We start from the raw sequence: 24,353 nt of genomic DNA on the forward strand, positions 1-24,353 counted from the left end.
ACCTGCGGTGCTAGGCACAAGGACGTTATGCGAAAGGCTCTCGTCCTTGTCCTCTCCGGTGCGTTTGGCTGCACCCTGTCCCTCAGTCCGGTTTCGGCGTTGACTGCCCATGCGCAGGATCACGACGATCAGGGGCAGGTGCGCAAGGAAATGCGCGCGGGGAATGTCCGTTCGCTCCGTGAAATCGAAGGGGCTGTGCTCCCGCAGATGCGCGGTATGCAATACCTTGGCCCCGAATATGATGCAGGTGCGATGGCATACCGGCTCAAGTTCATTCGTGACGGGCGGGTTGTGTTTGTTGATATCGATGCCCGATCGGGCCGTGTTATCAAACGGTCAAACTGACCGGAATTTGCCCTTTTTTGGTTCCCGAACGTCCCGATCGGTCGTGGCGCGCGTTACTGCTCGCTTGACGCTTCGTGTTGCAGGGGCCACTTGAAACGGCTTGTTGCATATGAGGGTTGAGGCATGCGTATCCTGATTGTCGAGGACGAACCCACGCTGGGCCAGCAGCTCAAATCCACGCTGGAACAGACCGGTTATGCGGTCGATCTGTCCACCGATGGCGAAGATGGCCATTTCATGGGATCGACGGAGGATTACGACGCGGTGATCCTCGATCTCGGCTTGCCCGAGATTGACGGGCTTTCCGTGCTGGGCATGTGGCGCCGGGAAGGGCGCCATTTCCCCGTGCTGGTCCTGACCGCGCGTGACAGCTGGTCGGACAAAGTGGCCGGGCTGGATGCCGGGGCGGACGATTATCTCGCCAAACCGTTCCAGACCGAAGAACTGATCGCCCGCCTGCGCGCGCTGATCCGCCGCGCTTCGGGCAATACCTCATCGGAACTCATTGCTGGCGATGTCCGGCTGGATACGCGTTCGGGCCGGGTCACACTGGCGGGCGAACCGGTCAAGCTGACCGCGCAGGAATACAAACTGCTGTCCTATCTGATGCACCACAAGGGCAAGGTAGTCAGCCGCACCGAACTGATCGAGCATATCTACGATCAGGATTTTGACCGCGATTCGAACACGATCGAGGTCTTTGTCACGCGCATCCGCAAGAAGTTGGGCGCTGATGTCATCACAACGATCCGTGGCCTTGGATACAGTCTCGACGATCCCGCCGAACATCCGCGCGGCTGATGCGGCGCGGGCTGGCGCGCCCGCCGAGCAGCAAACCGCCGATGGGAAAGCGCCCGGCCGTGAGCCGACGCCGCATACGGGAAGCCTTTTCCGGCGCATGATGTTTATCGCGGCGGGATGGATATCCATCCTGCTGCTGGTCGGCGGTGTGGCGCTGGATCGCACGCTGGCCGGATTGATCGAGAAGAATTTCGACGATCAGCTCGAATATATGCTTACCGCCATGATCGGAACCGCCGAGATCGGCCCGGATGGGGAGGTGTTCTTCAACCGCCCGCTGGGGGATCAGCGGTTTCTTGAACCGAACAGCGGGCTTTACTGGCAGATTACGGGGGACGGGCACGAGGATTTTCCTTCGCGCTCGCTGTGGGATCGCAGCCTCAAGGTCGACCGGGATCAGGGCCATAAGGCGCATTTCTACAACAGCAACCAGTTCGCCGGTGAACCGCTGCGTGTGATCGAACGGTCGATCGTGCTTCCCGGTAGCACGACGCGCTGGTGGTTCACCGTGGCGGCCGCGCGCGACGGGTTGGACGAACAGATCGCGCAAATCCGTTCGATTCTGCTGTGGAGTTTTGTCGTGCTCGGGCTGGGGCTGTTCGTGCTGGCGACCTTGCAGACATGGTATGGCCTCGTCCCCTTGCGCCGCGTGCGACGGGCGATCCAGCATATGCGAACCACCGGGACCAATTGCGTGACCGATCCACTGCCCGCGGAAGTGCAGCCGATGGTGGAAGAACTGAACGCGCTTTTGGCGCATAATGAAAAGCAGGCAGAAGAAGCGCGCACGCATGCCGGCAATCTGGCCCATGCGCTGAAAACGCCGCTGACCGTGGTCACCAATGCCGCCAATGCCCACGCACCCGACCTGGCCGAAACCGTTCTGCGCGAAGCCAAAGTCATGCGCCGCCAGGTCGATCACCATCTGGCCCGTGCCCGTGCCGTCGGGCGCCGTGCAGCGGGGCAGGCGCGCGCCAATGTGTGGGACAGCGCCAATGCCGTCGAACGCGCGGTTTCACGTCTCTATGAAGAAAGCCGCTTCGATGTTGCAGGCAATCGCGCGGCGATCGTGGCGATCGAGCGGCAGGATCTCGACGAGATACTCGGCAATCTGCTGGAGAATGCGGCCAAATATGGCGGGGGCAGCGTGTTCCTGACGGTGGATACCGAACCAACCGCGCCCTTATGCACGATCACGGTGGAGGATGATGGCCCCGGCATCCCGCTGGCCGAACGCACCCGGATGTTTGATCGCGGGGCGCGGCTGGATACCGGCAAGCCGGGAACCGGTCTCGGGCTGGCAATCGTGCGCGATGTCGTGGAAATTTACGGTGGCGCGGTCAGTCTCGATGACAGCGAGGATCTGGGCGGAATGATGGTCTCGCTCAGGCTGCCGCGCGCCGCTGTTTAGAACGGCGCGCCAACGGTTGTTGCGGCTTATTTGGCCGCTTTCGCCTGTTCGTGATGACGGATCACCTCATCGATGATGAAGCGCAGGAACTTCTCGCTGAATTCCGGATCGAGATCGGCTTCTTCCGCCAGACGACGCAGGCGTTCGACCTGCCGTTGTTCGCGCCCCGGATCTGCGGGGGGCAATTGCGTGCGGGCCTTATGCTCACCCACGGCCTTGGTAATGCGGAAGCGTTCCGCCAGCATGTGAATCAGAGCGGCATCGATATTGTCGATGCTTTTGCGGAATGAGGCGAGAACGGGATCTTCGGCAGGCGTCTGGGTCATGGCAGGCTAGCTACAGCCGCAATCGATACTTGCCAAGCGCTGCCATCCGCCCCATGGCGCGGTGCATGAGCGCCGAGGTTGTTCCCCTGCCACGCAAGGAGCCTTCACTGGCTCCGATTCTGTCCCTGACAGCCACTGCCATGAACGCGGTGAACACCGTGATTCTGGACCGGATGCAGAGCGAAATTCCGCTGATTCCCGCACTTGCAGGCCACCTTATTTCGGGTGGTGGCAAACGGATGCGGCCGATGCTGACACTCGCCGGGGCCGATCTGGTGGGATATCAGGGCACCCGTCATCACAAGCTGGCCGCCGCTGTGGAATTTATTCACACCGCCACATTGCTGCATGACGATGTCGTCGATGGTTCCGAAACCCGCCGTGGCAAGGAAGCCGCCAATCTGGTGTTCGGCAACCCGGCAACCGTGCTGGTTGGCGATTTCCTGTTTTCCCGCGCGTTCGAACTCATGGTCGAAGACGGCAGCCTCAAGGTTCTGAAAATCCTGGCAGGCGCATCCTCGATTATCGCGCAGGGCGAAGTCGATCAGCTTGTTTCGCAACGTGTCATTGAAACCAGCGAAGACCGTTATCTCCACATCATTGGTGCGAAGACGGCGGTTCTGTTTGCGGCCGCCAGCCGGATCGCCGCCGTCGTGGCCGAACGCGATGAAGCGGAAGAACGCGCGCTGGACGATTATGGCCGCAATCTTGGCATCGCTTTCCAGCTGGTGGACGACGCCATCGATTACGATTCCGATGCGGCGGAAATGGGCAAGGATCGGGGCGATGATTTCCGTGAAGGCAAGATGACCCTGCCGGTTATTCTCGCCTATGCGCGCGGCAATGATGAGGAACGCCGGTTCTGGCAGGAAGCGATTGCCGGTTTTCGTAATGAAGATGAAGACCTTGCCCATGCGATCGAACTGATCCGCAAGCATGACTCGGTGAACGCCACGCGCGAACGTGCCCGCCATTTCGCGGAACGCGCGGTGGATGCCCTGTCAATCTTCCCGGATGGCAAGGCGCGCGCCGCGATGACGGAAGCCGCGCGCTTCGCCGTTAGCCGGGGTTATTGATCGGATGCCGCAGTGTCCCCTGCATTTCGCTCAGGGGACGCCCCGAAAGTGAGGGTCGGGGCCGATCGATGCTGACCCGGGCAGAGTGTGGGAACGGAATGCGCCGGGTATGAGCGATCTTCCTATTCACGCCGTTTTGCCGGACCTGCTCACCGCCCTGCGTGACCAGACGTCGGCCGTGCTGATCGCCCCGCCGGGTGCGGGCAAGACCACCGCCGTCGCACCGGCGCTGCTGGGTGAGGCGTGGTGCAGCGGAACCGTCATCCTGCTTTCGCCACGGCGCGTTGCCGCGCGTGCCGCCGCCGAACGCATGGCGGAACTGCTGGGCGAAAAACCGGGAGAGACGGTGGGTTATCTCACCCGGCTCGATAGCAAACGATCTGCGAAAACCCGCATTCTGGTGGTGACGGAGGCAATCTTCGTAGCGCAGATCTGTGATGATCCGGAATTGCGCGGGGTGAGCGCGGTGCTGTTCGATGAAGCGCATGAACGGCATCTCGACAGCGATCTTGGCCTTGCGCTGGCGCTGGAAAGCCAGGCCGTGCTGCGCGACGATCTGCGTATCTGCGTGATGTCCGCCACCATCGACGGGGCCCGCTTTGCCCGCCTGCTGGGCGAAGGCGCGTCGGTCATCGAGAGCGCGGGGAAAGCCTATCCGCTGGCGATACGTTGGCTCGGGGCATCGCCGGACAAGCGCACCGAGGAGGCGATGGCCAGCGCCATCCTTGCCGCCTGGCGCGATGAGGAGGGTGATATTCTGGCGTTCCTGCCGGGCGTTCGGGAGATCGAGCGCACGAAGGAACGGCTTGTCGAACGGTTGCCGGATGTGCCGATCCTCCCCCTGCATGGTCAGGTGGAACCTGCAGGGCAACGCGCCGCGATCCGCCGCGATCCGCAGGGGCGACGGCGGCTTGTTCTGGCGACGGCCATCGCGGAAACTTCGCTGACGCTGGATGGGGTCTCGGTGGTGGTCGACGCCGGGCTTTCCCGGCGCGCGGAATTCGATCTTGCCGCAGGCGTCAGCCATCTGGTGACCGTGCGCGCCAGCCGCGCCGCGGCTGCCCAGCGCGCCGGCCGCGCGGCACGGCAGGGGCCGGGTGTCGCCTATCGTTTGTGGGAAGAGGCCGCACATGCCGGGCGCGCGGAATTCGATCCACCGGAAATCACCACGGTCGATCTCGCCCCGCTGACGCTGTCGTTGGCGCAATGGGGGGCAGGTGATCCGCAGGCCATGCCATGGCTCGATTGCCCGCCCGATGCCGCTCTGGCCGCAGCGCGAAGGCGTCTGCAGGCGCTGGATGCGCTCGATCGTGACGGGCGCATAACGGAACGGGGGCGGCAGATCGCAAGCCTGCCGATGGACCCGGCGCAGGCGGCGATGGTGCTGTTCGGTGCGGAACATCGTGCGGCCCAAGATGCCGCTGGGCTGGCCTTGCTGATGCAGGAACGCGGGCTTGGCGGACGGGGCGAAGACCTTGCCCAGCGCCTTGCCCGCTGGCAAGGCGACCGTTCCCCCCGGGCGCAGGCATCGCGTAAACTGGCGGAAGGCTGGGCCCGCCGCGCGCAGAAAATGATCGGCGCTGGCGTTGGCGAAGCCCCGCCTTTGGGCGTGCTTCTGGCCATGGCGCTGCCCGACAATGTCGCGCGGCGGCGTGATCCCTCGGGCGAAAACTGGCTGTCTGCCGGGGGGCGGGGCTATATCCTCGACCCGGTATCGCCACTCGCCAGTGCGGAATGGCTGGTGATCGGCGATGCACAAGGACAGGCCAAAGGTGCACGGATCATGGCGGGGATCGCGCTTTCCGACGATGATGTCGACCAGTGGCTGGGCGAACGGATGGAGCGTCGTTCGCTTTTGCGCTGGAATGAGGGTGAGGGGCGGGTTGAGGCCCGGCTTGAACGGCGTCTGGGGGCGATCACGCTGGCCAGCGGGCCGGATGGGAAACCGGATGCGGCCGCTGTAACGGCCCTGCTGGTGGGCAAGGCGAAAGAGCGGCTGTCCCTCCTTCTGCCGCCGGTCCTGATGGCGCGTGCGCAATACGCCGGGCTCGATGCCCTTTCGCCTGAGCGACTGGCGGACGATGCGGACGAATGGCTGGCCCCCCTGTTGCAAGGGCGCCGCGATCTCAATCTGTCAAAGGCCGCGCTGACGGATGCCTTGCTGGCGCGGCTAGACTGGAATGATCGGCAACGGCTCGACAAGCTGGCCCCACGCGAATTCACCAGTCCAGCGGGCACAAATCATCCCATTGATTATGCACATGAAGGCGGCCCTGCGGTGGAAGTTCGCGTTCAGGCCCTGTTTGGCCTCGACCGGCACCCAATTATCGGCGGAACGCCCTTGCTGCTTCTGCTTACCTCCCCGGCAGGTCGGCCGATTCAGGCCACACGCGATTTGGCCGGGTTCTGGCGGGGCAGTTGGCGCGATGTGGTGAAGGATATGAAAGGGCGCTACCCCAAACACCGCTGGCCGGATGAGCCCTGGAACGAAGCGCCGAGCCTCAAGACCAGAAACGCGTTCGATAATTCCCGGCGATAGCGCAGGGGCAGGCAAGAATACTTGATTTTATCCGCGATTCGGGACAGTGGCGGGCTATGTCTGCACGCATCTATCAACGCCCGAAAAACGCCATGCAGTCCGGCAAGGCGCTTTGCGACCAGTGGATTCTCGAATTCGTCCCGGCTGAGGCACGCAAGCCCGATCCCTTGATGGGCTGGGCCGGTAGCGGCGACACCCAGGTGCAGGTGCAACTGAGCTTCCCCAACAAGGATGACGCGCAGGCCTATGCCGCGAAGTACGGCATTACCGCACGGGTTTACGCGAGCCCGGCGAAACGGCTGAAAATTCAGGCCTACGCCGACAATTTCAAGTAAGGCGCAGCCGCCGCCCGATCTGCATTGCCGCACTGTGTGCGGCGCGGTTGCCAGTTTAACGCCGTATCGCCTGTGGTGGGTGCGGGGTTAGTCGGCGCGTGGCAGTGGCGCCTCGTGCGGCGACCTTCGCATCGGGCAAGGCGGAGGTCTTGCAATCTGTGAAATCCCCCGCCATATGCGCGACCGGGAGTCGGGTGGACGTTTGCGTTCGCGAACCTGGTCAGGTCCGGAAGGAAGCAGCCACAACGGATTGCGGCGGGTCGCTCGGCTCCTTTTCCCCAACATGCACCCGATTTATCGGCCTTTCCTCCTGACAAGCGGGGCATGAGGCCCTACCTTGTGCGCGATGGGCGATTCACTCGACATGTTTGGCGACGAGCCAGAGCGCGAAGGCGAAGACGCCCTCGAAACGAAGCCGACTGCGGCCGAACTGGAAGAGGCGGGGCAGGGGTCGATGTTCGACGCGTCGCCGCCGGCCGCGTCGCCGTCAGACGAACCCGAAGCCGCGCCGGAAATCGCACCCGAAACCGTGGCCGCGCCGGTCGCTGCCCCGGAACCGGCCCAGCCGATACCTCCGCAACCCGCCAGTCTCGCCGCGCCTTCAGCCAGCCCGGTACAGAGTTCAGCGCAGGCTGGGCAGCCTTATCGCGTACTGGCCCGCAAATACCGCCCGCAGACTTTCGCCGAACTGATCGGGCAGGAAGCGATGGTGCGTACGCTTGCCAATGCGATCGAACGGGATCGGCTGGCGCATGCCTTCCTGATGACCGGTGTGCGGGGGGTCGGGAAAACCTCGACCGCGCGCCTTATTGCCAAAGCGCTGAATTGCATCGGCCCCGATGGGCAGGGCGGGCCCACGATCGATCCTTGCGGGCAGTGTGAACCGTGTCTGGCCATTGCCGAAGGGCGCCATATCGATGTGATCGAAATGGACGCGGCCAGCCATACGGGCGTTGACGATGTCCGCGAGATTATCGAAGCGGTGCGTTACGCTGCGGTTAGTGCGCGCTACAAGATCTACATCATCGACGAAGTGCACATGCTGTCGCGCAATGCGTTCAACGCCTTGCTGAAAACACTGGAAGAACCGCCCGCGCATGTGAAATTCCTGTTCGCCACGACCGAAGTGGACAAGCTGCCGGTTACTGTCCTGTCGCGGTGCCAACGGTTCGATCTGCGGCGTATCCCCACGGGGATGTTGCAGGAACACTTCGCCGGTATTTGCGCCAAAGAAGGCGTGGAAGCCGAGGCAGAGGCCCTGCACCTGATTGCCGGTGCCGCCGAAGGGTCGGTCCGCGATGGGCTGTCCATTCTCGATCAGGCCATCGCCCATGCTGACCTTGATAGCGGCGGCCATGTCGTCGCCGAACGCGTGCGTGATATGCTGGGCCTTGCCGACAAGAGCGTGCAGCGCGATCTGTTCGCGGCGATTCTCGGCGGCGATGCGGCAACGCTGCTCGATGGTATGGACCGGCAATATGCCCTGGGGGTCGAACCGCTGGCATTGATGCGGTCGCTGATGGATCTCGTGCATCGCATTACCGTGGCGCAGATCGGCCGCAGCGGTGCGGATGCACCCACGGCGGAAGAACGCGCTGCGCTGGAAGACTGGGCGGAGAAGCTGGGCGCGGCGCAACTGCACCGGCTGTGGCAATTGCTGCTCAAGGGGCATGATGAGGTGCGCGGGGCGCCCGATCCGCAGGTTGCGGCGCAAATGGCGCTGCTGCGCATGTTGCACGCCGCCGATCTGCCTGACCCGGGCTCTCTGGTGAAGAAGCTGGAGGAACTGGCCGCGCAGGGTGTGGCGGTGCAGGCCTCCTCAACGCCGTCAGGTGGGGAAGGTGATGCGCCCTCTGCGCCGCCTGCGGCAAAGCTGGATTGGGATGCGCTCGTCCATCAGGTGGATATTGGCGGGCACTTGCGGATCGCGCAATTGATGCGTGATTGGGTGCGGGTTATCGATCTTGCGCCGGGCAAGCTGATTTTCTCGCTCGTGCCCGGCCTTGCGGTCGATCCGGTTTCCGAAATGCGGGATGCGCTTTACAAGTCCACCGGTGTCAAATGGACAGTTGAGCAAGGTGTTGGAGAGGGCGCGCCATCGCTTCGCGAGTTGAGCGATGCCCGCAAGGCAGAGGATGAGGCGGCGCTGATGCGCGATCCGCTGGTGGAGGCGGCCATGGCTGCTTTCCCCGACGCGGAAATCGTCAAGGAAGATGGGGATCGTCAAGGCGAAACCCGTCAATGGACCAAGAGAGCTTGAGGTTATTACGATGAAATCGATGGAAGAAATGCTCCAGGCTGCCCAGCAGGCTGCAGAAACCATCCAGAAGCAGATGAACGACGCGCAGGCCAAACTGGATTCGCTGGAAGTCGAAGGCGTATCGGGTGGCGGTCTGGTCAAAATTCGTTGCAGCGCCAAAGGCCGGATTCTCGGTATTGCGATCGATGACAGCCTGATCGTTCGCGAAGACAAGCATATTCTCGAAGATCTGGTGACCGCAGCGTTCAACGATGCGCGTGCCAAGGCGGATCAGGTGGCGAACGACGAAATGGGCAAGATGCAGCAAGGTCTGGGCCTGCCCCCCGGCTTCAACTTTCCCGGATTTGGCTGACACGGATCACAACCGTCTCATTGCTCTGCAAGCGCGCGATATAGCGCGCCTGTATGCCGTTTCGGAGGCATGGTTGATGAACCGTTGCTTCGGGAGCGATATTTGCTGAATCGACAACGGTTTACCGAATTTTCTCTAATTGGGACTATCGCGAGTTCAGGAATGAACTATCGCGCCCGGGCGGCTAAGGGCCGCCTTCTTTTTATGAATGTTGTTCGAGGCTTGTATGAAAGTTATTCGCCCGTCACGTGCCGCTATGCTGGTCTTGTCGTCGTTTGCACTGACGGTTCCCGCGCAGGCCGATACGCCATCGGGTATCAACGCCTTGTCCGAGTGGAACCTGATCGTTCTGGGCAACCTTTCATCCAGTTCGGAAGTGGAAGGGCGGACTTTCGTGGGCGGGAACCTGACGGGCAATTCCTCGAACTACAACACGGCGCCGGTGGCGGCGTCATCCAATGCGCAGCCGGGTCTGATCGTGGTCGGTAACGTCAACGGGGGAACCAAGAATCTCAACAATGGTTCGGGCGCGATTATCGGTGGCAACGTAAACAGCGGTTTCAATCTCAACGGCAACCCGCAAACGGTGCAGGTGGGCGGATCGATTGCCAATACGAACGTCAATCAGAACACCGTCAATTCCGGTCTGGCCGCGTCCAACCCGGGATTCCTGCAAGATCTGCAGCAGGACAAGAGCCTGCTGACCACCAGCATGATCAATCTCTCGCACGAGATGAGCACGCTGGCCGCCACCAGCCAACTGGAGATTTCCGGCAACCGCGGTACCTTTACCGCGCAGCCCGGTGCCGATGGCATGGCGGTGTTCAATATCACGTCGGATCAGCTGAACAGCATCGGTGAAATCCAGTTCAATTTGAATGGGGCGGAGACGGTGATCGTCAACGTCAGCGGTAACAAGATCAACCTGAACGACAATTTTCTGGGCGGCACCAATGGTCTGGGTGAGAAGGTGATCTGGAATTTCCCCGATGCGCAGAACCTGTCCCTGACCACGGCCTGGGGGGGCAGTGTGCTGGCCCCGAATGCCAATGCCTCGACCTCCAATGCGATCAATGGGTCGGCGGTGTTCGGGAATTTGAACCAGGACGGGAAAATGCAGGCTGGTACCTATCAGGGGGGCTACATTCCGCCATCGACCACGCCGGGGGAATCGACCGGGGGGGCGAGTTCGGGGGGCACCGAAGTTCCCGAGCCGGGTATGCTGGCCATGATGATATTGGCGCTGGGCGGACTGATCTTCTGGCGCCGTCGCCGCGCGGCAGCCTGATACACGGGCTGCTGGCCCTTCTAATAACCGGACACCACTTCGTTTTCCGGACAGGCGTTGCGCCTGTGGGCCAGCCTCGGTCAACCCATCCACAGGTGAAGAAACCCCACCCATTGCACGGCGTGGAGAGGCTCCCCATATTCGCTCGAAATCAGGGGAATCCTCCCCTTCATGGCGCCGAGCGCCAATCGAGTCTGGATTTGTGAGCCTATGAAGCTTTACCCTCTCCTTCCTCTGCGTGACATTGTCGTCTTCCCGGGCATGGTTGTTCCGCTGTTCGTTGGACGCGAAAAATCCGTCGCCGCGCTGGAAGAAGTGATGCAGGGCGATAAGGAAATCTTCCTTGTGGCCCAGCTCGACCCGGGTTGTGATGATCCGGGCAATGATGATCTTTACGATATCGGCGTGGTTGCACAGGTCTTGCAGCTGCTGAAACTGCCCGACGGCACCGTGCGTGTGCTGGTCGAAGGGCACAGCCGCGCCCGGCTGGCCTCCATGCGGGAGGAAAAGGGCTTTGTCGTGGCCCAGGTGGAACAACTGGATTCCGATGCCGCGGAAGGTACGGAAGTGTCCGCCATGATGCGCAGTGTCGTCGACCAGTTCGGCGAATACGCGAAACTCAACAAGAAGCTTCCGGAAGATCTGGGTGAGCAGCTTGTCGAGATCGAGGATGCTGCGCGTCTGGCCGACACGATTGCGGCCAATCTGAATGCGAAAGTGTCGGACAAGCAGGCCCTGTTGACCGAACGCGATCCGTTCAAGCGGCTGGAAATGGTCTATTCCTTTATGGAAGGCGAACTTTCGGTCCTTCAGGTGGAGCGCAAGATCCGTGGCCGTGTGAAGCGGCAGATGGAAAAGACCCAGCGTGAATATTACCTCAACGAACAGTTGAAGGCGATCCAGTCCGAACTGGGCGGCGGTGACGATGGCGAAGCCGACGAAGTCGCCGAACTGCAGGAAAAGATCGATTCACTCCCGCTTTCTGAAGAAGCCAAGGCGAAGGCCACGGCCGAACTCAAGAAACTGAAGACCATGCAGCCGATGAGCGCGGAAGCAACCGTGATCCGCAATTATCTGGATGTTCTGCTCGGTCTGCCCTGGGGCAAGAAGAGCCGCCTGAAAAAGGATATCGCGAAAGCGCAGGCGATCCTCGATGAGGATCACTATGCGCTGGATAAGGTGAAAGAACGGATTGTCGAATATCTCGCGGTCCAGGCGCGCACCAACAAGCTGAAGGGGCCGATCCTGTGCCTTGTTGGCCCTCCGGGTGTGGGCAAGACCAGCCTTGGCAAGTCGATCGCCAAGGCGACCGGGCGCGAATTTATTCGCCAGTCGCTGGGCGGCGTGCGCGATGAAGCGGAAATCCGCGGCCACCGGCGGACCTATATCGGTTCGCTGCCGGGCAAGATCGTGACCAATCTGCGCAAGGCCGGGACATCCAACCCGCTGTTCCTGCTCGACGAGATCGACAAGCTGGGCCAGGATTTCCGCGGCGATCCAGCTTCGGCCCTGCTAGAGGTGCTCGATCCGGAACAGAACGCCAAGTTCCAGGACCACTATCTGGAACTGGATTACGACCTGTCGGACATCATGTTCGTGACGACGGCCAACAGCCTCAATCTGCCGCAGCCCTTGCTTGATCGCATGGAGATCATCCGGCTCGAAGGCTATACGGAAGACGAAAAGCTCGAGATCGCCCAGCGGCATCTCGTGCCCAAGCAGGTCAAACAGCATGGTCTGCGCAAGGGGGAATTCACGCTGACCGAAGACGGTTTGCGCGATTTGATCCGTTACTACACCCGCGAGGCGGGCGTGCGTACGCTGGAGCGGGAAATCGCCCGGCTGGCCCGCAAGGTTCTGCGCAAGATCCTTGAAGGCAAGGCCGAAGCGATCACGATTACGCCGGACAATCTTGGTGACTATGCCGGTGTGCGCAAATTCCGCCACGGCATGTCTGACGAAGAGGCCCAGGTCGGGGCAGTGACCGGTCTGGCCTGGACCGAGGTGGGCGGCGACCTGCTGACCATCGAAAGCGTGACCACGCCGGGCAAGGGCGAAATTCGTACGACGGGCAAGCTCGGCGAAGTGATGAACGAGTCGATCCAGACGGCGTTCAGCTTCGTGAAGGCGCGGGCACCGGCTTACGGGATCAAGCCGTCGCTGTTCCAGCGCCGCAATATCCATATTCACTTGCCCGAAGGCGCAGTGCCCAAGGATGGCCCCAGCGCCGGCATCGGCATGGTGACCTCGATCGTGTCGACTTTGACGGGTATTCCGGTTCGCCCAGACGTTGCCATGACGGGTGAAGTTACTTTGCGTGGTCGTGTGCTGGCGATTGGCGGGCTTAAGGAGAAGCTGCTGGCCGCCCTGCGTGGCGGGATAAAAACTGTGCTTATCCCCGAAGAAAACGTGAAGGATCTGGTCGAGATTCCGGACAATGTAAAACAGGGTCTGGAAATTCTTCCGGTGTCTCATGTGGATGAGGTTCTGGAGCGCGCGCTGACCGAAAAACTGGTTGCGATCGAATGGACCGAAGACGACGATCTGGCCAGTCAGCCGGGTGCGGCACCGGCTGGAGGGGCCGCTTCGCAGACAGCCCACTGATTCTGCTGCATTGCGGCGAATCGGAGCTGCACTGCGGGGGCACGCACGCTTCCGCAGTGCAGCATTCGCGTTTCGGGATGTTCAGTTCGTCGAAAATAGTACTCAATCGGTTGAAAAGCGCACTTTTACGCCGTTTTTGCCTTTGACAGCGCGCATAAAACCCGCTCAATTCCGGCCCCGTTGGAGAGGCGCTTCAACGTTCACAAATGACTCTTAGGTAGGGGGTTTTAAAAACCATGAACAAAAACGATCTCATCAGCGCCGTTGCCGATTCCAGCGGCCTTTCCCGTAGTGATGCGACCAAGGCCGTTGAAGGTGTGTTCGATGCGATCAGCGCCGCACTGGCGAAGGGCGACGAAGTGCGCCTGGTCGGTTTCGGAACCTTCTCGACCGCAAAGCGTAAGGCTTCGACCGGCCGTAACCCGCGCACCGGTGAAGCGATGACCATCAAGGCTTCGACGCAGCCGAAATTCAAGGCCGGCAAGGGCCTGAAGGACGCCGTCAACTAAGATACGGTTTATTGGCCGCCGCGCCTCGCGGCCCGAAAACAAAAGCCGTGTGTAGCCCCCGCTACACACGGCTTTTTCGTGCCCTGATCCGTTCTGCGACCTCGCAACCCCGGATGGGGCAGGCAATCATGCCGGGATGCGCCGCATGACGCACCCCGGCATGGCTTTAACGCTGTAGCTGGATCAGGGCCATCGGGGCCGCGCGTGTTTCGGCACCGCCAACTGCCCACTGCATTTTCTTGCCGGCAGGATCAGCCTGCGGCCCATCATCGGTGTTGTTCGACAGAATGGTCGCATCGGTTGTCAGCGTGAACGTGCCCGACATCTTGGGCATATTGGGCAGATCGTCGCTGCTGCTGGAATCGCCCAGTCCCTTGCCAAGCGCCGCCATCCGCAGGGGATCGGAAGCCGAGCCGCCAAAAGCGGGCGCATCCATCCGTACCGTGCCGTCTTTCCGCGAGGCCAACTGGAGGAAGGGATTGCTGTTGGTGACCTGTTCCATCGTGGGGAACGCGAAATCGTAGGTCAGCTTGCCCTGAACCGAATAATCGACATCGAACAGCCCCGCGCCTTTGTGAACCACATTGTTCCAGCCTGTCTGGCGACGCAGCTTCTCGGCGAACTTTTCAGGAGCCTGCGGATCATTGGGGTCGATTCCACCCAGAAACGCGCGCATCTCATCCGCTTCACGCTTGCGCCGGGCTGCGCGATCGGTGGCCGCTTCGTCCCAGTCCTTGCGTTGCTGTGCCAGTTCCTGCTTGGAACAATCGCGTTCTTCAGAGCTGTCATCGTTGTAACAGGTTGAAGGCGTGAATTCCTCGTCCTTGTCCGCTTCATCCAGCGCCGCGAAGGCGAGCATGAAGATTTCGCCCTTGTAGGTATAGGTGAAATGCCCATCCTTACGGATATCGAGCGTTGAGACGAACTTGCCCGGCGTGATGAAGCAGGCTGACAGCAATGCGGCGAGACCGCAGGCCAGCAGCGCCGCACCCGCGCGACGAATCCAGGTTGTGGGAAGGGTTGTCATTCGGAATCCTCATGTGTGGCGATTGCGTAGAGCGCGATTGCTGCTGCGTTGGAAACGTTCAGGCTTTCCATGGCGGCGCTGATCGGCAGTCGCGCCAGCGCATCGCAATGTTCGGCGATATTGTGCCGCATGCCTTCGCCTTCCGCGCCCAGCACGAGAGCGATCGGCCCGGTCGACAGCGCCTGTGCCAGCGTTGCCTTCGCTTCGCCAGCAAGACCGATTCGCCAGTAACCCGCATCGGCCATCTGTTCGAGCGCCCGGGCGAGATTGACCACGCGAATCCAGGGGACCACCTCCAGCGCGCCCGATGCCGACTTGGCAACCACACCCGATTCGGGCGGGGCATGGCGATCCTGCGTCACAATTGCGCAGGCATCGAATGCTGCGGCCGAACGCATGATTGCGCCCACGTTATGCGGATCGGTTACCTGATCGAGGACAACGATAGGGCGCCGGGATTCGCTGTCCAGGACATCGTCCAGATGCAAATCGGGCAGGGGATCGCATTCGAGAACGAGTCCCTGGTGTGGCGCATCGCGCGCGACCAGACGGGCCAGATCCTGCGCCTGTGCGTATTCCACGGGGAAATCTTCGGGCAGATCGCCGCACAGGGAATCGATTCCCTCACGTGTCGCCCACAGCTTGCGGTGCTGGCGTTCGGGATTCATCAGCGCGGCTTCGACGGCGTGGCGCCCCCACAGGCGTACCGCGCCCTTGCTTCCACGGCCGGAACCCCGTCCGCCCTGCATCCGTCCTGCGCGCCCGCGAAGGGCACGTCTGGGCCCGTTAGTGTTCATGATAACTCCCTGTAGGAAAACTTTCGTGTGCCTCCTGCCACCCCCCCCATTGACAGGCAAGCATCGCTTCGCCATTGGGACGCCTCTCGGTCGGAAGGCCCCATTGTGGGCCCACCAAGACAGCGGGTTCTCCCGCAGCCGACACTGGTGTGGACAGGTGGCCGAGTGGTTAAAGGCAGCAGACTGTAAATCTGCCCGTGCAAGCGTACGCTGGTTCGAATCCAGCCCTGTCCACCACCAGACTTTCGGTAAGATTTCACAAAACTCCTTGGATATCCTGTCCGGGATGGTCCGCCTGTGCAGACTCGTCTGCGCCTGTCGCCTGTCTTCTCCAATCGCGCTGGGTTGGGGGTCGTGGGTTCATACCCCCCTTCGATGTGATCCGCGGGCCGCTTGGGGCGCATGCGGGTTAAACCATGCCTGTCTCGCGTTGCCCCGTTCAATCAGAACGCGCAGCGTTTCGGTGCAATTTCTGCTCTTCCACCGCTTCGAGGGGCGCCGCGACGCATCGAGATCGACGATCACGGTGGGTCGCAGATGGCGATATGGAGTTTGGCAATCACAAAAATGACCATATTGAAATTATAATTGACCAATTTATGTTATTTGCTATAAATACAATCAGGCTTCGGAATTTGGGTGCATGGGCTGGGGAGAGGACGTTGCGGTGATGAACAGGGCACCAATCGAAGGGTCGCGTATCCTGATCACTGGTGCCACCGGACAGTTCGCAAGGCCTCTGGTCAGCGCATACGCCGCCACGGCGCAAGTCTTCGCGGCGGCGCGTTACGGCAAGCAGGAAGACCATGATGCCATCGCGGCGCTGGGAGCCATTCCTGTGCGTATCGATCTGTCGCATCCGGAAAGTTTGTCTGCGCTGCCGGACGTCGAGTTTGTGATCAATGCTGCGGTCGCCAAATCGGGTGATTTTGAGCGGGACCTTCGCGATAATGCCGAAGGCGTCGGCCACCTTATGGCGAAGGTCCGGAATGCCCGCGCTTTTCTCCATATTTCGACCACCGGGGTTTATGCGTACGAGGGGCATCGTCCACGCAAAGAAAACGATGCGCTGGGCGACAATCACCGTGCGATGTTCCCCACGTACTCGATTGCAAAGATCGCTGCAGAATGCGTTGTGCGCTTTGCCGCCGCTGCCTTCGATCTGCCTGCGATCATCGCGCGCATGAGTGTGCCCTATGGTGACGATGGCGGGTGGCCGTACTTCCACCTGCTGGCGATGCAAAATCACCAACCGATCACGGTGCATCCGGAAAGACCCAATTTCTATAATCCGCTGCACGTCGACGACTATATCGAGAAAATGCCCTATCTGCTGGGTGCCGCTTCCTGCGATGCGATGACGACCAATCTGGGTGGATCCCAAATGGTCGCATTGGAAGAGTGGTGCGCGCATATCGGAGAGCGCACTGGCCTTGTTCCCATATTCGAGGAGCAGGCGAACGCGTTTGGCTCACTGGCGATCGACACCACCCTTATGCACGCGCTGATCGGTGAAACGAAAGTGGATTGGCGCGATGGGATCGATCGCATGCTTCAGGCGCGATTGCAGGATGGAATTGTATTGAGTTGATGCTTCAACAATGGAGATAGTCATGGATTCTATTGTTAAATTGGGTCCTGTTTCTCACATCGGCATCGCTGTTGAGGATGTCGACAAAGCAGCCGCTTTCTACGAGCGCGTCTTTGGAATCGGCCCATTTCATATCGAAGATTATGAAATGGGCGAAGTGGCCGACTATTATCTGGTGGATGGGCAACCTGCGAAGCCGTCGTTCAGGGCAGCGCTCGCATTTTACGATAATCTCTTCATCGAGATCGTTGAGGTCACCAAAGGCGAGACGACCCATACGCGTTTTCTTAAACGCCACGGCGAAGGGCTTCAGCACCTCTGCTTCCTGGTCGAAGACACGCAGGCCGTTCTCGAAAAGCTGAAGGCCGAAGGCATTGAGCCGGTCATCGATTACCAGTTTGTCGGAATAAAGGATGGGAAGAAGACCAGAATTCACGAGGTCTATCTCAATACGGATGAAATGCCTGGGGGGGCGATGATCCAACTTCTGGAGTACATACCTGTAGAATAACAAAACAATAGATCCATCCCGACTCTATTGAGCGGATGAGACAGCGGGAGAGGCCCCATGACGAGAAGGTTCTTGGTGTCGCGGCCGGGCATTCTTGCATATGCTCTGGCATCAACTTCGCTCTGGTTGGTTCTTCCAGCCACCGCCCGCGCGCAGGGCGCCACGCCTTCTTCGGGTGAACGGGTGGCGGAAACGCAGGACGCCGATATCGTCGTGATCGCACAGAAGCGGGAACAGGCCCTACAGGACGTTCCGATCGCGATTACGGCGCTCAGCGGTGCAGCTCTGGAAGAGCGCAGGATTCAGACGGCCGACGACCTGTCGATGTATGTGCCGAACCTCACGCTGATCCCGCAGGCTTCCGGCAATACCACTTATGCCATCAGCATGCGCGGGATCACGCAGGCGGATTCGGTAATCACGGCCGACAGCCCGGTCGCCGTTTACATCGATGGGGTGCTGGCGCCCAAGCTTGCAGGCGGAATTTTCGATTTCATCGATCTTGAACGCGTGGAGGTACTTCGGGGGCCGCAAGGCACGCTTTACGGGCGGAACACACCGGCAGGTGCGGTCAATCTCATCACACGCAAGCCGAGCGGCGAACTGCATGTGGATGCCACCGCGAGCATCGGCAATTACGATTCACGGGAATTCAAGCTGGGTATCGACTTGCCGGCGCTGGAGCTTGGAAGCCTCGGCAAACTGTCGGCACGGCTGGGCGGGCGCTATTTCCGTCGGGACGGCTGGGTGAAGGATCTCGGCTCGGATCGCACCGCCGACAGCCGCAATCGCTATGGCGGGCGGATTGCGCTGCGGTGGGAACCCGGGCCCGACTGGACGATCGACTACACGTTCGACCGGTTGCACATCAGGGAAACCCCGCCTGCCAACCAGCTCGACACGGATTTCACCGGGCTTATGACCGCGTACCAAACCAGCGGGCGGAGAAAAAAGCTGACCTTCGGCTACAACGCCGATCCTGCCGCCTTTGCCGATGGCACCAAGACAGAACTGGACGTCCGGATACACTCCCTTACCGCGGAGTGGCGCGTGTCAGACAATTTCACGCTCAAATCGATCACATCCCAGCGCAAGGTCTACAACAACGAGCCGACAGATTTTGACGGGACCCCGTTGGCCATGGCCGATTTCGGCAAGGTCAATCGCCTGAAGACCTTCACGCATGAGTTGCAGGGCGTGGCGACATTGCTGGACGATCAGCTCTCGATCGTTGCCGGGGCCTTCTACTATAAGGAAAAGGGGTTCACCCATGCCACGGGTGTATTCGGGCTGGGGACGGTCAAGCAGGACACATTCTTCAACATCGATAACACGGCCTATGCTGCCTATGGGCAGATCGAATGGAAGCCGGCATTCCTGGATGGGCGGGTAACCATCGCAGCCGGTCTGCGCTATACGAGCGAGAAGAAGGTTCTCGAAGACGTCACCGTGCTGGTGAACGATGTCATCCCGGTCGCGTCGCTCGATCGCGCATCCAAACGATTCACAAAACTCTCGCCCAGCGCGTTCCTCAGTTATGAACTGGCGGACGATATCAATGTCTATTTCCGATATGCGCAAGGCTGGCGCAGTGGGGGCTTTAACGGCACGTCGTCGACCAGTGAGCAGTTGCGTACGCCTTTCGGTGACGAGACCGTCAATTCCTATGAGCTCGGGTTGAAGGGCAGTTTCTGGGATCGGCGCGCCACCATCGCCCTTGCTGGCTTCATAAGCGATTACAAGGATCTGCAAACTGTCCTGACCGAACCCAGTATCGGCGGCGTGGGGTTTCGCACAACGAATTCGAACATTGGCAAGATCCGCATCAGCGGCATTGAACTGGAGGCTTCTGTCCGGCCTTTCCCGTTCCTGCAGATCAACGGTTCCTATGCCTATCTGCACATCGACGTGAAGAATTTTGTCCTGTGCGTGCCGGTGGGGCAGCCCGGATGCGAATTCACCAATATCGGCAATGCGCGCAAACAGGGCCTTACGCCCAAACACAGTGCAACGCTCGGTGCGGAAGTGGCGTTGTTCGACAACAGTTCAGGCCGCCTGAGCGCCCGCATGGATCTGGCGTGGAGGGGTGAGACGATTGGTGGCGGGCAGGCGATTCCCCGCCGTCCCTTGCGCACCGATCTCAGTTTCATTCCTGACTATACCCTCGTCGATGCGAGGATTGCGTGGAGTAACATTCCGATAGGCTCCGGCAAGATCGGGGTGGCGATATGGGCAAAGAACCTGTTCGACGCCGATGGCTCGCAATTCTCGCTCGACCTGTCCAATTCGCTGGGCATTACGACCAAACGCTATCTGACGCCGCGGACGTTCGGCGTTGATCTCACCTACGCCTTCTGACTGCCAGTCCGATCACAGCGAGATATTGAGATGATGCGAAAGATCACCGATCAAGCCGACCTCGATATGCTTGCTGGCGTATCGCCAGCCGTTCGTGGCGCGCGCGAAGCGATCGAGATAGCGGCCACAGACAATGGGCTGAAGCGGCAGTTCCGGCCTGCTTTGCAGCACGACGAAGCAGGATCGCACCGTCGCATTGGCCTCGGCCAGTTCGTCGAACTCCAGATTCGTCACGATATGCAGCGTCGAAGCCCCGGCTTCGCCATAGCTCTTGTTGGTCCGGCCATAGAACCCGGCGATGGCACCAGAACCTCGCAACGGTTCCCCGCCGCGATTGGCTGTGATCTCCCCAAATTCGAACATGGCGCCAAGTTCGTCATAGGCGGCGGTATCCACCAGACGTGTGTAGCGCGCGATCAGTGCGGAAATTGCGAGATAGTTTTCGAAAGCTGTTTCCACGGCACTCTCCTGAATGATGGGAATTGGCCTGAAAGATGAAAATTGGTCTGAAAGATGAGAATGGAAATGGATGATTGCTTTCTGTCGTTCGCCAGACAAATCGGCTATGCTGTCTGGGATGTGGATAGAGTAATAGAAAATCTATCAAAGATGGGAATCGGATATGACAGATTAAATGTATTCGAAGTTACTCTTAATGCAAGTACAATGTACATGTACAAGGGAAAATATTCATCCTGTACTCTAAAAATTGCCTTGGGGGAATTTGGTGGGATGGATCATGAATACATCCAGGTTCTGGATGGAGAGCATCCCGCGCGGGATTTTCTCGAAGCGCACGGCGAAGGGATCAATCATCTCGGGCTTTATGTCGATGATATTGCCCCGTGGATATCACGCATGGCGCAGGGCGGGTGCGAGACGGTGATTGATGGCCGGTTTAACCTGCCCGATGGACGGCAGGGCAGCTTCGCCTATATGGCGCAGCGTGCCAGTCGGTCCCCGATGTTCGAGTTTATCGCGATGTAGGGAGTGGTCGTGTGGAGAAGCTGTGCTTCGTATTCCATAGCGCGGAAGCCCTGACGGCGAGTCTGCTGCCACAGGCAGAAGACTTTGCGCGCGAAGTGATGCCTCTCGCCCATGCTGTCACCTTGCACATCGCCGATACGTCGCCTTCCGGTGCGCCGGAGACCTTGGGACAGGGTGGAAAATCGCAGGCTGACAATCTGTTCGATCCCACACTCTATGCACTTGCATCGATCTGGATCGATAATCTGGACAATCTTGCGCCCTTGCAGAGGCGGGCCTCGGCTATGCCTGGACGGCACGGGATTCATCTCGTCACGGAATCGGCCGTTCTCGAATATGACCGCCTGTCGTGGACTGCCGGAATGCCCAGTCCCGGCAAAACGCTGGTCGCCCTGTTTCGGCGTCATCCAGCCCTGTCCAGCAGGCAGTTTCGGCATCGATGGGCGGCGCATAGCGAGCTGTCCCGATCGATCCATCCGCTCAGCCGGTATCATCGCAACCATGTCGTGCGCACATTGGCCGGTGACGAGACGTGGCATGGTATCGTTGAAGAACGGGTGGCTGACGCATGCGATCTCGCGCCGGAACGATTTTACATCGGCAAGGGCAGCCGTGAACTGGCGGCGCGTGATATTTCGGAGTTCATCGATGTTGCGAACGGCATGAAATGCAACGTGATGACGGAAATAATCTTCAAACCGCCTGCCTGGCTTGCGCAGGGGCTTCCTGACGCGGCGTTATGCCGTTGAACAGCACCTCGATAGCGCTGTCGACCAGGTCTTCTAGGCTCTTCCGTTTGGGAACCCAGGACAATTTGTCCTTCTGTGCATGGATCAGCGTATCATGCGTGGCGCGCCACATCAGGATCAGCGTATCGAGATCGAGATCATCCCTGACACTTCCTTCGTTGATCGCTTCAGACAGCAGCCGCCGAAAACCCTCGTCGTTCAAGCGCCGGATTTCATCGCGGACGCGTTCACTGTCGGGCAGAACGACATTGCTGTCCTGTGCCATGATCGCACGGCAGATCGGATCGCCGGCCGAATACAGGATCGAGTACTTGAACGCTTTCTTGAGCGAGAGGATGGCCGGTTCGTTATCCTCATTGAGGTGCGCAAGTGTCGCTTTCAGCCACCGGTCCACGGCCCGCAGATGAACACCGTCGAGCAGTTCCTGTTTCGAAGGGAAATAGACATAGGGCAGCCCTTTGCTCACGCCTGCTGCCGCGGCCACCTGCGACATCGTCGTCCGGGCATAACCCCGCGTGGCGAAAAGTTCCGAAGCGGCGGAAAGAATTTGTTCAATGGATGCCGGTCGAGTCATTTTGCCTCAGTGTCCGATCGGTTCGCCTTTCCTTTCAGGCGAACCAGCTGCCGCGTTCGATATTCCTTTGTCGGACGGCAGGCAAGTGACCGCGATCCGGTATCGGTACTGATCAATCGGGAGAGCGAGGATGGTCAAGGATCGGGTTGCAATCGTAACAGGTGCGGCCAGCGGTATGGGCAAGGCGATCGCAGCCTTGCTGGATCGTGAAGGCGCAATCGTCATTGCCACGGATAAGGTCATGGCGGACGGGAAAGGCCCGCTTGCCGACAATTCGCCGGGCGTATTCGTCACACTGGATGTCACGCGGGCTGAAGACTGGGCTGAGGTGGCCGCGCTTGCGCAAGCGCGCTACGGCCCACCATCCATACTGGTGAACAACGCCGGTATTCTGCATTTCGCATCGCTGCTGGAGACGTCGCCCGAACAGGTCCGCGCTATCATGGATGTCAATTTCATGGGGGCCTTTCTGGGCATCCGGACGATAGCGCCCTTCATGGTTCGGGAAAGGCGCGGTGCGATCGTCAATATCTGTTCGATCGATGCAACCAAGGCGACAAACGGGGTTGCTGCCTATGCGTCCAGCAAATGGGCCTTGCGTGGGCTGACGAAGGCCGCCGCGATGGAGCTGGGGCCGTTGGGGATCAGGGTCAATGCCGTGCATCCCGGTGGTATCAGCACTCCGATGGTACGGGATGGGGCAATGACCGACGCAGAATTTGATGCCATCTACCATGACATTCCATTGCAACGCGCCGGTCTGTCAGAGGAAGTGGCCGAGGCTGTCCTTTATCTGGCGAGCGAACGGTCATCATACTGTGCGGGTACCGAAATTGTGGTGGATGGCGGGGCCACGGTCGGAACGTATTATGCGCAGCTTCCGGGATATCCCGATCCCCGATGATGTCAGATGATCGCACGGCGTGCCCTGTCTCGCGGCAGCATCGTGTTCCAAAAGAGCGTTCCGGGGGGCGATGGCGGACAGCAACCGGGGGCAGGTCAGAGGGTTCGGGTGAAGTTTCCGATCAACGCCAGCACGGCATCAGGCCTTTCACGATGGGGCATATGATGGCAGTCCTCCAGCAGCACGGCGTTAGCCTGCCCGCCGGCCAGCGCAGCGATGCGATCTGGGTGCGCGCGTGAACCATACTCGTCGTGATCGCCGTGCAGCGCGAGCAGAGGACTGCAGAGCTGGCGAAGATCAGTATCAAGCGACCAGTCCGCGAAAGAAGGCGCCAGCCAGGTCTCGATCCACGCGTCGAGAACCCAGCGCGCCTTGTCACCATGGTATTTCGCGAGACGGTCGATCTGGCCTTCGGCCCTGAATGCAATCCTGGCCTCTTCAATGCCAGCCACGGTTCGATCCTCGACAAAAGCCTGCGCGGCCAGGGTGACAACCGCTTCGGTTTGGGCCGGCAACGTTGCGCCGCAGGCGATGGCCATGCCGCCGCCCACGCTGTGCCCCAACAGGATCATGCGGTCTATCGCGAAGGCTTCCCGGATAAAGGGCAAGCCCGATCGCGCTTCATGCTGCACGAAATCAGGTTTGAGTCTGTCACGGTTAGGGTCCGATTTTCCGAATCCCAGACGGTCGTATGCGATGACGGATCGTCCCGTGGCCGAAGCGATCTGTGCGGGGAAATCACGCCATTGTTCCACAGATCCAAGGCTGTCGTGAAACATGATGATCGGGGCGCTATCAGCCGCTGGGGCCACGTTCCATGCGCGGGCGAAAAGACGGCCAGCGGGCGTTGAGACATAGGTATCAATGGGCGATGGGGTATCCATTGCAGGGCCATACCATATCCGTTCCCCGGTAACAGTGGACAGGCCTACGCCCCGATTCCGCCAACGTGAGCTTGAAGGGCTGGCGGGCAAGGGGCGCCCGGCAATTGATCTCCTGGCAGTGGCCG

The 24,353-nt window shown here is 60.3% G+C and carries 23 protein-coding genes, 1 tRNA gene and 1 other RNA gene; 19 read left to right on the plus strand and 6 right to left on the minus strand.

Translation table 11 applies throughout. The features are described 5' to 3' along the window. Nucleotides 1-27 precede the first annotated feature (27 nt). The 3 genes from EGO55_RS15230 (at nt 28) to EGO55_RS15240 (ending at nt 2,557) form a co-directional block, all read left to right on the plus strand. Nucleotides 28-345, plus strand: a complete 318-nt coding sequence (locus EGO55_RS15230; protein WP_021688519.1) for a PepSY domain-containing protein — start codon at nt 28-30, stop codon at nt 343-345. A gap of 123 nt (nt 346-468) precedes the next feature. After that, a complete protein-coding gene (locus EGO55_RS15235; RefSeq protein WP_021688518.1) occupies nt 469-1,146 on the plus strand; it encodes a response regulator transcription factor in 678 nt (225 codons plus the stop codon). Continuing rightward, nucleotides 1,097-2,557, plus strand: a complete 1,461-nt coding sequence (locus tag EGO55_RS15240; RefSeq protein ID WP_210766545.1) for a sensor histidine kinase — start codon at nt 1,097-1,099, stop codon at nt 2,555-2,557. Before EGO55_RS15235 ends, EGO55_RS15240 begins: the two co-directional genes overlap by 50 nt. A 26-nt stretch (nt 2,558-2,583) precedes the next feature. Here the strand turns inward: EGO55_RS15240 and EGO55_RS15245 are convergent, their stop codons facing one another. After that, a complete protein-coding gene (locus EGO55_RS15245) occupies nt 2,584-2,883 on the minus strand; it encodes a chorismate mutase (protein WP_021688516.1) in 300 nt (99 codons plus the stop codon). A gap of 65 nt (nt 2,884-2,948) precedes the next feature. On the opposite strand from EGO55_RS15245, the gene EGO55_RS15250 reads away from it, so the two are divergent. The 9 genes from EGO55_RS15250 (at nt 2,949) to EGO55_RS15290 (ending at nt 13,846) form a co-directional block, all read left to right on the plus strand. Then, nucleotides 2,949-3,959, plus strand: a complete 1,011-nt coding sequence (locus EGO55_RS15250) for a polyprenyl synthetase family protein (RefSeq protein WP_021688515.1) — start codon at nt 2,949-2,951, stop codon at nt 3,957-3,959. A gap of 109 nt (nt 3,960-4,068) precedes the next feature. Further along, nucleotides 4,069-6,498: an ATP-dependent helicase HrpB gene (gene hrpB / locus EGO55_RS15255; RefSeq protein ID WP_021688514.1), complete on the plus strand. Its 2,430-nt coding sequence runs from the start codon at nt 4,069-4,071 to the stop codon at nt 6,496-6,498. Between the two features lie 56 nt (nt 6,499-6,554). Beyond that, complete coding sequence (locus EGO55_RS15260) at nt 6,555-6,833, plus strand: ETC complex I subunit (protein WP_021688513.1); 279 nt, start codon at nt 6,555-6,557, stop codon at nt 6,831-6,833. A gap of 183 nt (nt 6,834-7,016) precedes the next feature. Next, nucleotides 7,017-7,111, plus strand: an RNA gene (gene ffs / locus EGO55_RS15265) — signal recognition particle sRNA small type. 86 nt (nt 7,112-7,197) lie between these two features. Then, the gene (locus EGO55_RS15270; RefSeq protein ID WP_021688512.1) at nt 7,198-9,093 is read left to right on the plus strand and encodes a DNA polymerase III subunit gamma/tau; all 1,896 of its coding nucleotides are present in this window, start codon (nt 7,198-7,200) and stop codon (nt 9,091-9,093) included. A 10-nt stretch (nt 9,094-9,103) separates the two neighbouring features. After that, on the plus strand, nt 9,104-9,445 hold the full coding sequence (locus EGO55_RS15275) for a YbaB/EbfC family nucleoid-associated protein (RefSeq protein WP_040714624.1): 342 nt from the start codon (nt 9,104-9,106) through the stop codon (nt 9,443-9,445). Nucleotides 9,446-9,671: 226 nt separating this feature from the next. Continuing rightward, entirely contained in the window at nt 9,672-10,733 is a 1,062-nt protein-coding gene (locus tag EGO55_RS15280; protein ID WP_021688510.1) for a choice-of-anchor A family protein, read from the plus strand. Between the two features lie 210 nt (nt 10,734-10,943). Continuing rightward, complete coding sequence (gene lon / locus EGO55_RS15285) at nt 10,944-13,337, plus strand: endopeptidase La (protein ID WP_040714621.1); 2,394 nt, start codon at nt 10,944-10,946, stop codon at nt 13,335-13,337. Nucleotides 13,338-13,573: 236 nt separating this feature from the next. After that, complete coding sequence (locus EGO55_RS15290; protein WP_021688508.1) at nt 13,574-13,846, plus strand: HU family DNA-binding protein; 273 nt, start codon at nt 13,574-13,576, stop codon at nt 13,844-13,846. 166 nt (nt 13,847-14,012) lie between these two features. On the opposite strand, the gene EGO55_RS15295 is transcribed toward EGO55_RS15290, so the two are convergent. Together EGO55_RS15295 and rlmB are read right to left on the minus strand one after the other, a co-directional pair. Then, nucleotides 14,013-14,873, minus strand: a complete 861-nt coding sequence (locus EGO55_RS15295) for a hypothetical protein (protein WP_021688507.1) — start codon at nt 14,871-14,873, stop codon at nt 14,013-14,015. Beyond that, a complete protein-coding gene (gene rlmB / locus EGO55_RS15300) occupies nt 14,870-15,670 on the minus strand; it encodes a 23S rRNA (guanosine(2251)-2'-O)-methyltransferase RlmB (protein WP_021688506.1) in 801 nt (266 codons plus the stop codon). Before rlmB ends, EGO55_RS15295 begins: the two co-directional genes overlap by 4 nt. Before the next feature lie 151 nt (nt 15,671-15,821). Here rlmB and EGO55_RS15305 point away from each other — a divergent pair. From EGO55_RS15305 to EGO55_RS15320, 4 genes are all read left to right on the plus strand, one after another. Further along, nucleotides 15,822-15,907: transfer RNA gene (locus EGO55_RS15305), tRNA-Tyr, on the plus strand. Between the two features lie 433 nt (nt 15,908-16,340). Next, entirely contained in the window at nt 16,341-17,261 is a 921-nt protein-coding gene (locus EGO55_RS15310; RefSeq protein ID WP_052023576.1) for an NAD-dependent epimerase/dehydratase family protein, read from the plus strand. Between the two features lie 22 nt (nt 17,262-17,283). Further along, nucleotides 17,284-17,772 carry a VOC family protein gene (locus EGO55_RS15315; protein WP_021688504.1) on the plus strand — a complete coding sequence of 163 codons (489 nt, stop codon included), beginning with the start codon at nt 17,284-17,286 and terminating at the stop codon, nt 17,770-17,772. 57 nt (nt 17,773-17,829) lie between these two features. Continuing rightward, entirely contained in the window at nt 17,830-20,130 is a 2,301-nt protein-coding gene (locus EGO55_RS15320; RefSeq protein WP_084619809.1) for a TonB-dependent receptor, read from the plus strand. A gap of 12 nt (nt 20,131-20,142) precedes the next feature. On the opposite strand, the gene EGO55_RS15325 is transcribed toward EGO55_RS15320, so the two are convergent. Further along, entirely contained in the window at nt 20,143-20,589 is a 447-nt protein-coding gene (locus EGO55_RS15325) for a nuclear transport factor 2 family protein (RefSeq protein WP_021688502.1), read from the minus strand. 60 nt (nt 20,590-20,649) lie between these two features. Here EGO55_RS15325 and EGO55_RS15330 point away from each other — a divergent pair, with 60 nt between their 5' ends. Further along, nucleotides 20,650-21,117, plus strand: a complete 468-nt coding sequence (locus EGO55_RS15330) for a VOC family protein (protein ID WP_161566046.1) — start codon at nt 20,650-20,652, stop codon at nt 21,115-21,117. Between the two features lie 11 nt (nt 21,118-21,128). Beyond that, a complete protein-coding gene (locus EGO55_RS15335) occupies nt 21,129-21,866 on the plus strand; it encodes a hypothetical protein (RefSeq protein WP_021688500.1) in 738 nt (245 codons plus the stop codon). On the opposite strand, the gene EGO55_RS15340 is transcribed toward EGO55_RS15335, so the two are convergent. Next, a complete protein-coding gene (locus tag EGO55_RS15340) occupies nt 21,811-22,440 on the minus strand; it encodes a TetR/AcrR family transcriptional regulator (protein WP_021688499.1) in 630 nt (209 codons plus the stop codon). The genes EGO55_RS15335 and EGO55_RS15340 overlap by 56 nt on opposite strands. Before the next feature lie 130 nt (nt 22,441-22,570). Between EGO55_RS15340 and EGO55_RS15345 the strand changes: the two genes are divergently transcribed. Further along, a complete protein-coding gene (locus EGO55_RS15345) occupies nt 22,571-23,344 on the plus strand; it encodes an SDR family NAD(P)-dependent oxidoreductase (RefSeq protein ID WP_021688498.1) in 774 nt (257 codons plus the stop codon). Nucleotides 23,345-23,439: 95 nt separating this feature from the next. On the opposite strand, the gene EGO55_RS15350 is transcribed toward EGO55_RS15345, so the two are convergent. After that, nucleotides 23,440-24,123 (minus strand): alpha/beta fold hydrolase, encoded by a 684-nt coding sequence (locus EGO55_RS15350; RefSeq protein WP_201798917.1) that lies wholly within the window; start codon nt 24,121-24,123, stop codon nt 23,440-23,442. Nucleotides 24,124-24,353 lie beyond the last annotated feature (230 nt).

This window comes from Caenibius tardaugens NBRC 16725 (assembly GCF_003860345.1).
GTDB lineage: Bacteria > Pseudomonadota > Alphaproteobacteria > Sphingomonadales > Sphingomonadaceae > Caenibius > Caenibius tardaugens.

Coding starts and splice junctions, on each gene's coding strand:
- EGO55_RS15230 (WP_021688519.1), top strand. CDS start 28: ATGCGAAAGGCTCTCGTCCTTGTCCTCTCCGGTGCGTTTGGCTGCACC.
- EGO55_RS15235 (WP_021688518.1), top strand. CDS start 469: ATGCGTATCCTGATTGTCGAGGACGAACCCACGCTGGGCCAGCAGCTC.
- EGO55_RS15245 (WP_021688516.1), bottom strand. CDS start 2,883: ATGACCCAGACGCCTGCCGAAGATCCCGTTCTCGCCTCATTCCGCAAA.
- EGO55_RS15250 (WP_021688515.1), top strand. CDS start 2,949: ATGAGCGCCGAGGTTGTTCCCCTGCCACGCAAGGAGCCTTCACTGGCT.
- hrpB (WP_021688514.1), top strand. CDS start 4,069: ATGAGCGATCTTCCTATTCACGCCGTTTTGCCGGACCTGCTCACCGCC.
- EGO55_RS15260 (WP_021688513.1), top strand. CDS start 6,555: ATGTCTGCACGCATCTATCAACGCCCGAAAAACGCCATGCAGTCCGGC.
- EGO55_RS15270 (WP_021688512.1), top strand. CDS start 7,198: ATGTTTGGCGACGAGCCAGAGCGCGAAGGCGAAGACGCCCTCGAAACG.
- EGO55_RS15275 (WP_040714624.1), top strand. CDS start 9,104: ATGAAATCGATGGAAGAAATGCTCCAGGCTGCCCAGCAGGCTGCAGAA.
- EGO55_RS15280 (WP_021688510.1), top strand. CDS start 9,672: ATGAAAGTTATTCGCCCGTCACGTGCCGCTATGCTGGTCTTGTCGTCG.
- lon (WP_040714621.1), top strand. CDS start 10,944: ATGAAGCTTTACCCTCTCCTTCCTCTGCGTGACATTGTCGTCTTCCCG.
- EGO55_RS15290 (WP_021688508.1), top strand. CDS start 13,574: ATGAACAAAAACGATCTCATCAGCGCCGTTGCCGATTCCAGCGGCCTT.
- EGO55_RS15295 (WP_021688507.1), bottom strand. CDS start 14,873: ATGACAACCCTTCCCACAACCTGGATTCGTCGCGCGGGTGCGGCGCTG.
- rlmB (WP_021688506.1), bottom strand. CDS start 15,670: ATGAACACTAACGGGCCCAGACGTGCCCTTCGCGGGCGCGCAGGACGG.
- EGO55_RS15310 (WP_052023576.1), top strand. CDS start 16,341: ATGAACAGGGCACCAATCGAAGGGTCGCGTATCCTGATCACTGGTGCC.
- EGO55_RS15315 (WP_021688504.1), top strand. CDS start 17,284: ATGGATTCTATTGTTAAATTGGGTCCTGTTTCTCACATCGGCATCGCT.
- EGO55_RS15320 (WP_084619809.1), top strand. CDS start 17,830: ATGACGAGAAGGTTCTTGGTGTCGCGGCCGGGCATTCTTGCATATGCT.
- EGO55_RS15330 (WP_161566046.1), top strand. CDS start 20,650: ATGGAAATGGATGATTGCTTTCTGTCGTTCGCCAGACAAATCGGCTAT.
- EGO55_RS15340 (WP_021688499.1), bottom strand. CDS start 22,440: ATGACTCGACCGGCATCCATTGAACAAATTCTTTCCGCCGCTTCGGAA.
- EGO55_RS15345 (WP_021688498.1), top strand. CDS start 22,571: ATGGTCAAGGATCGGGTTGCAATCGTAACAGGTGCGGCCAGCGGTATG.
- EGO55_RS15350 (WP_201798917.1), bottom strand. CDS start 24,123: ATGTTTCACGACAGCCTTGGATCTGTGGAACAATGGCGTGATTTCCCC.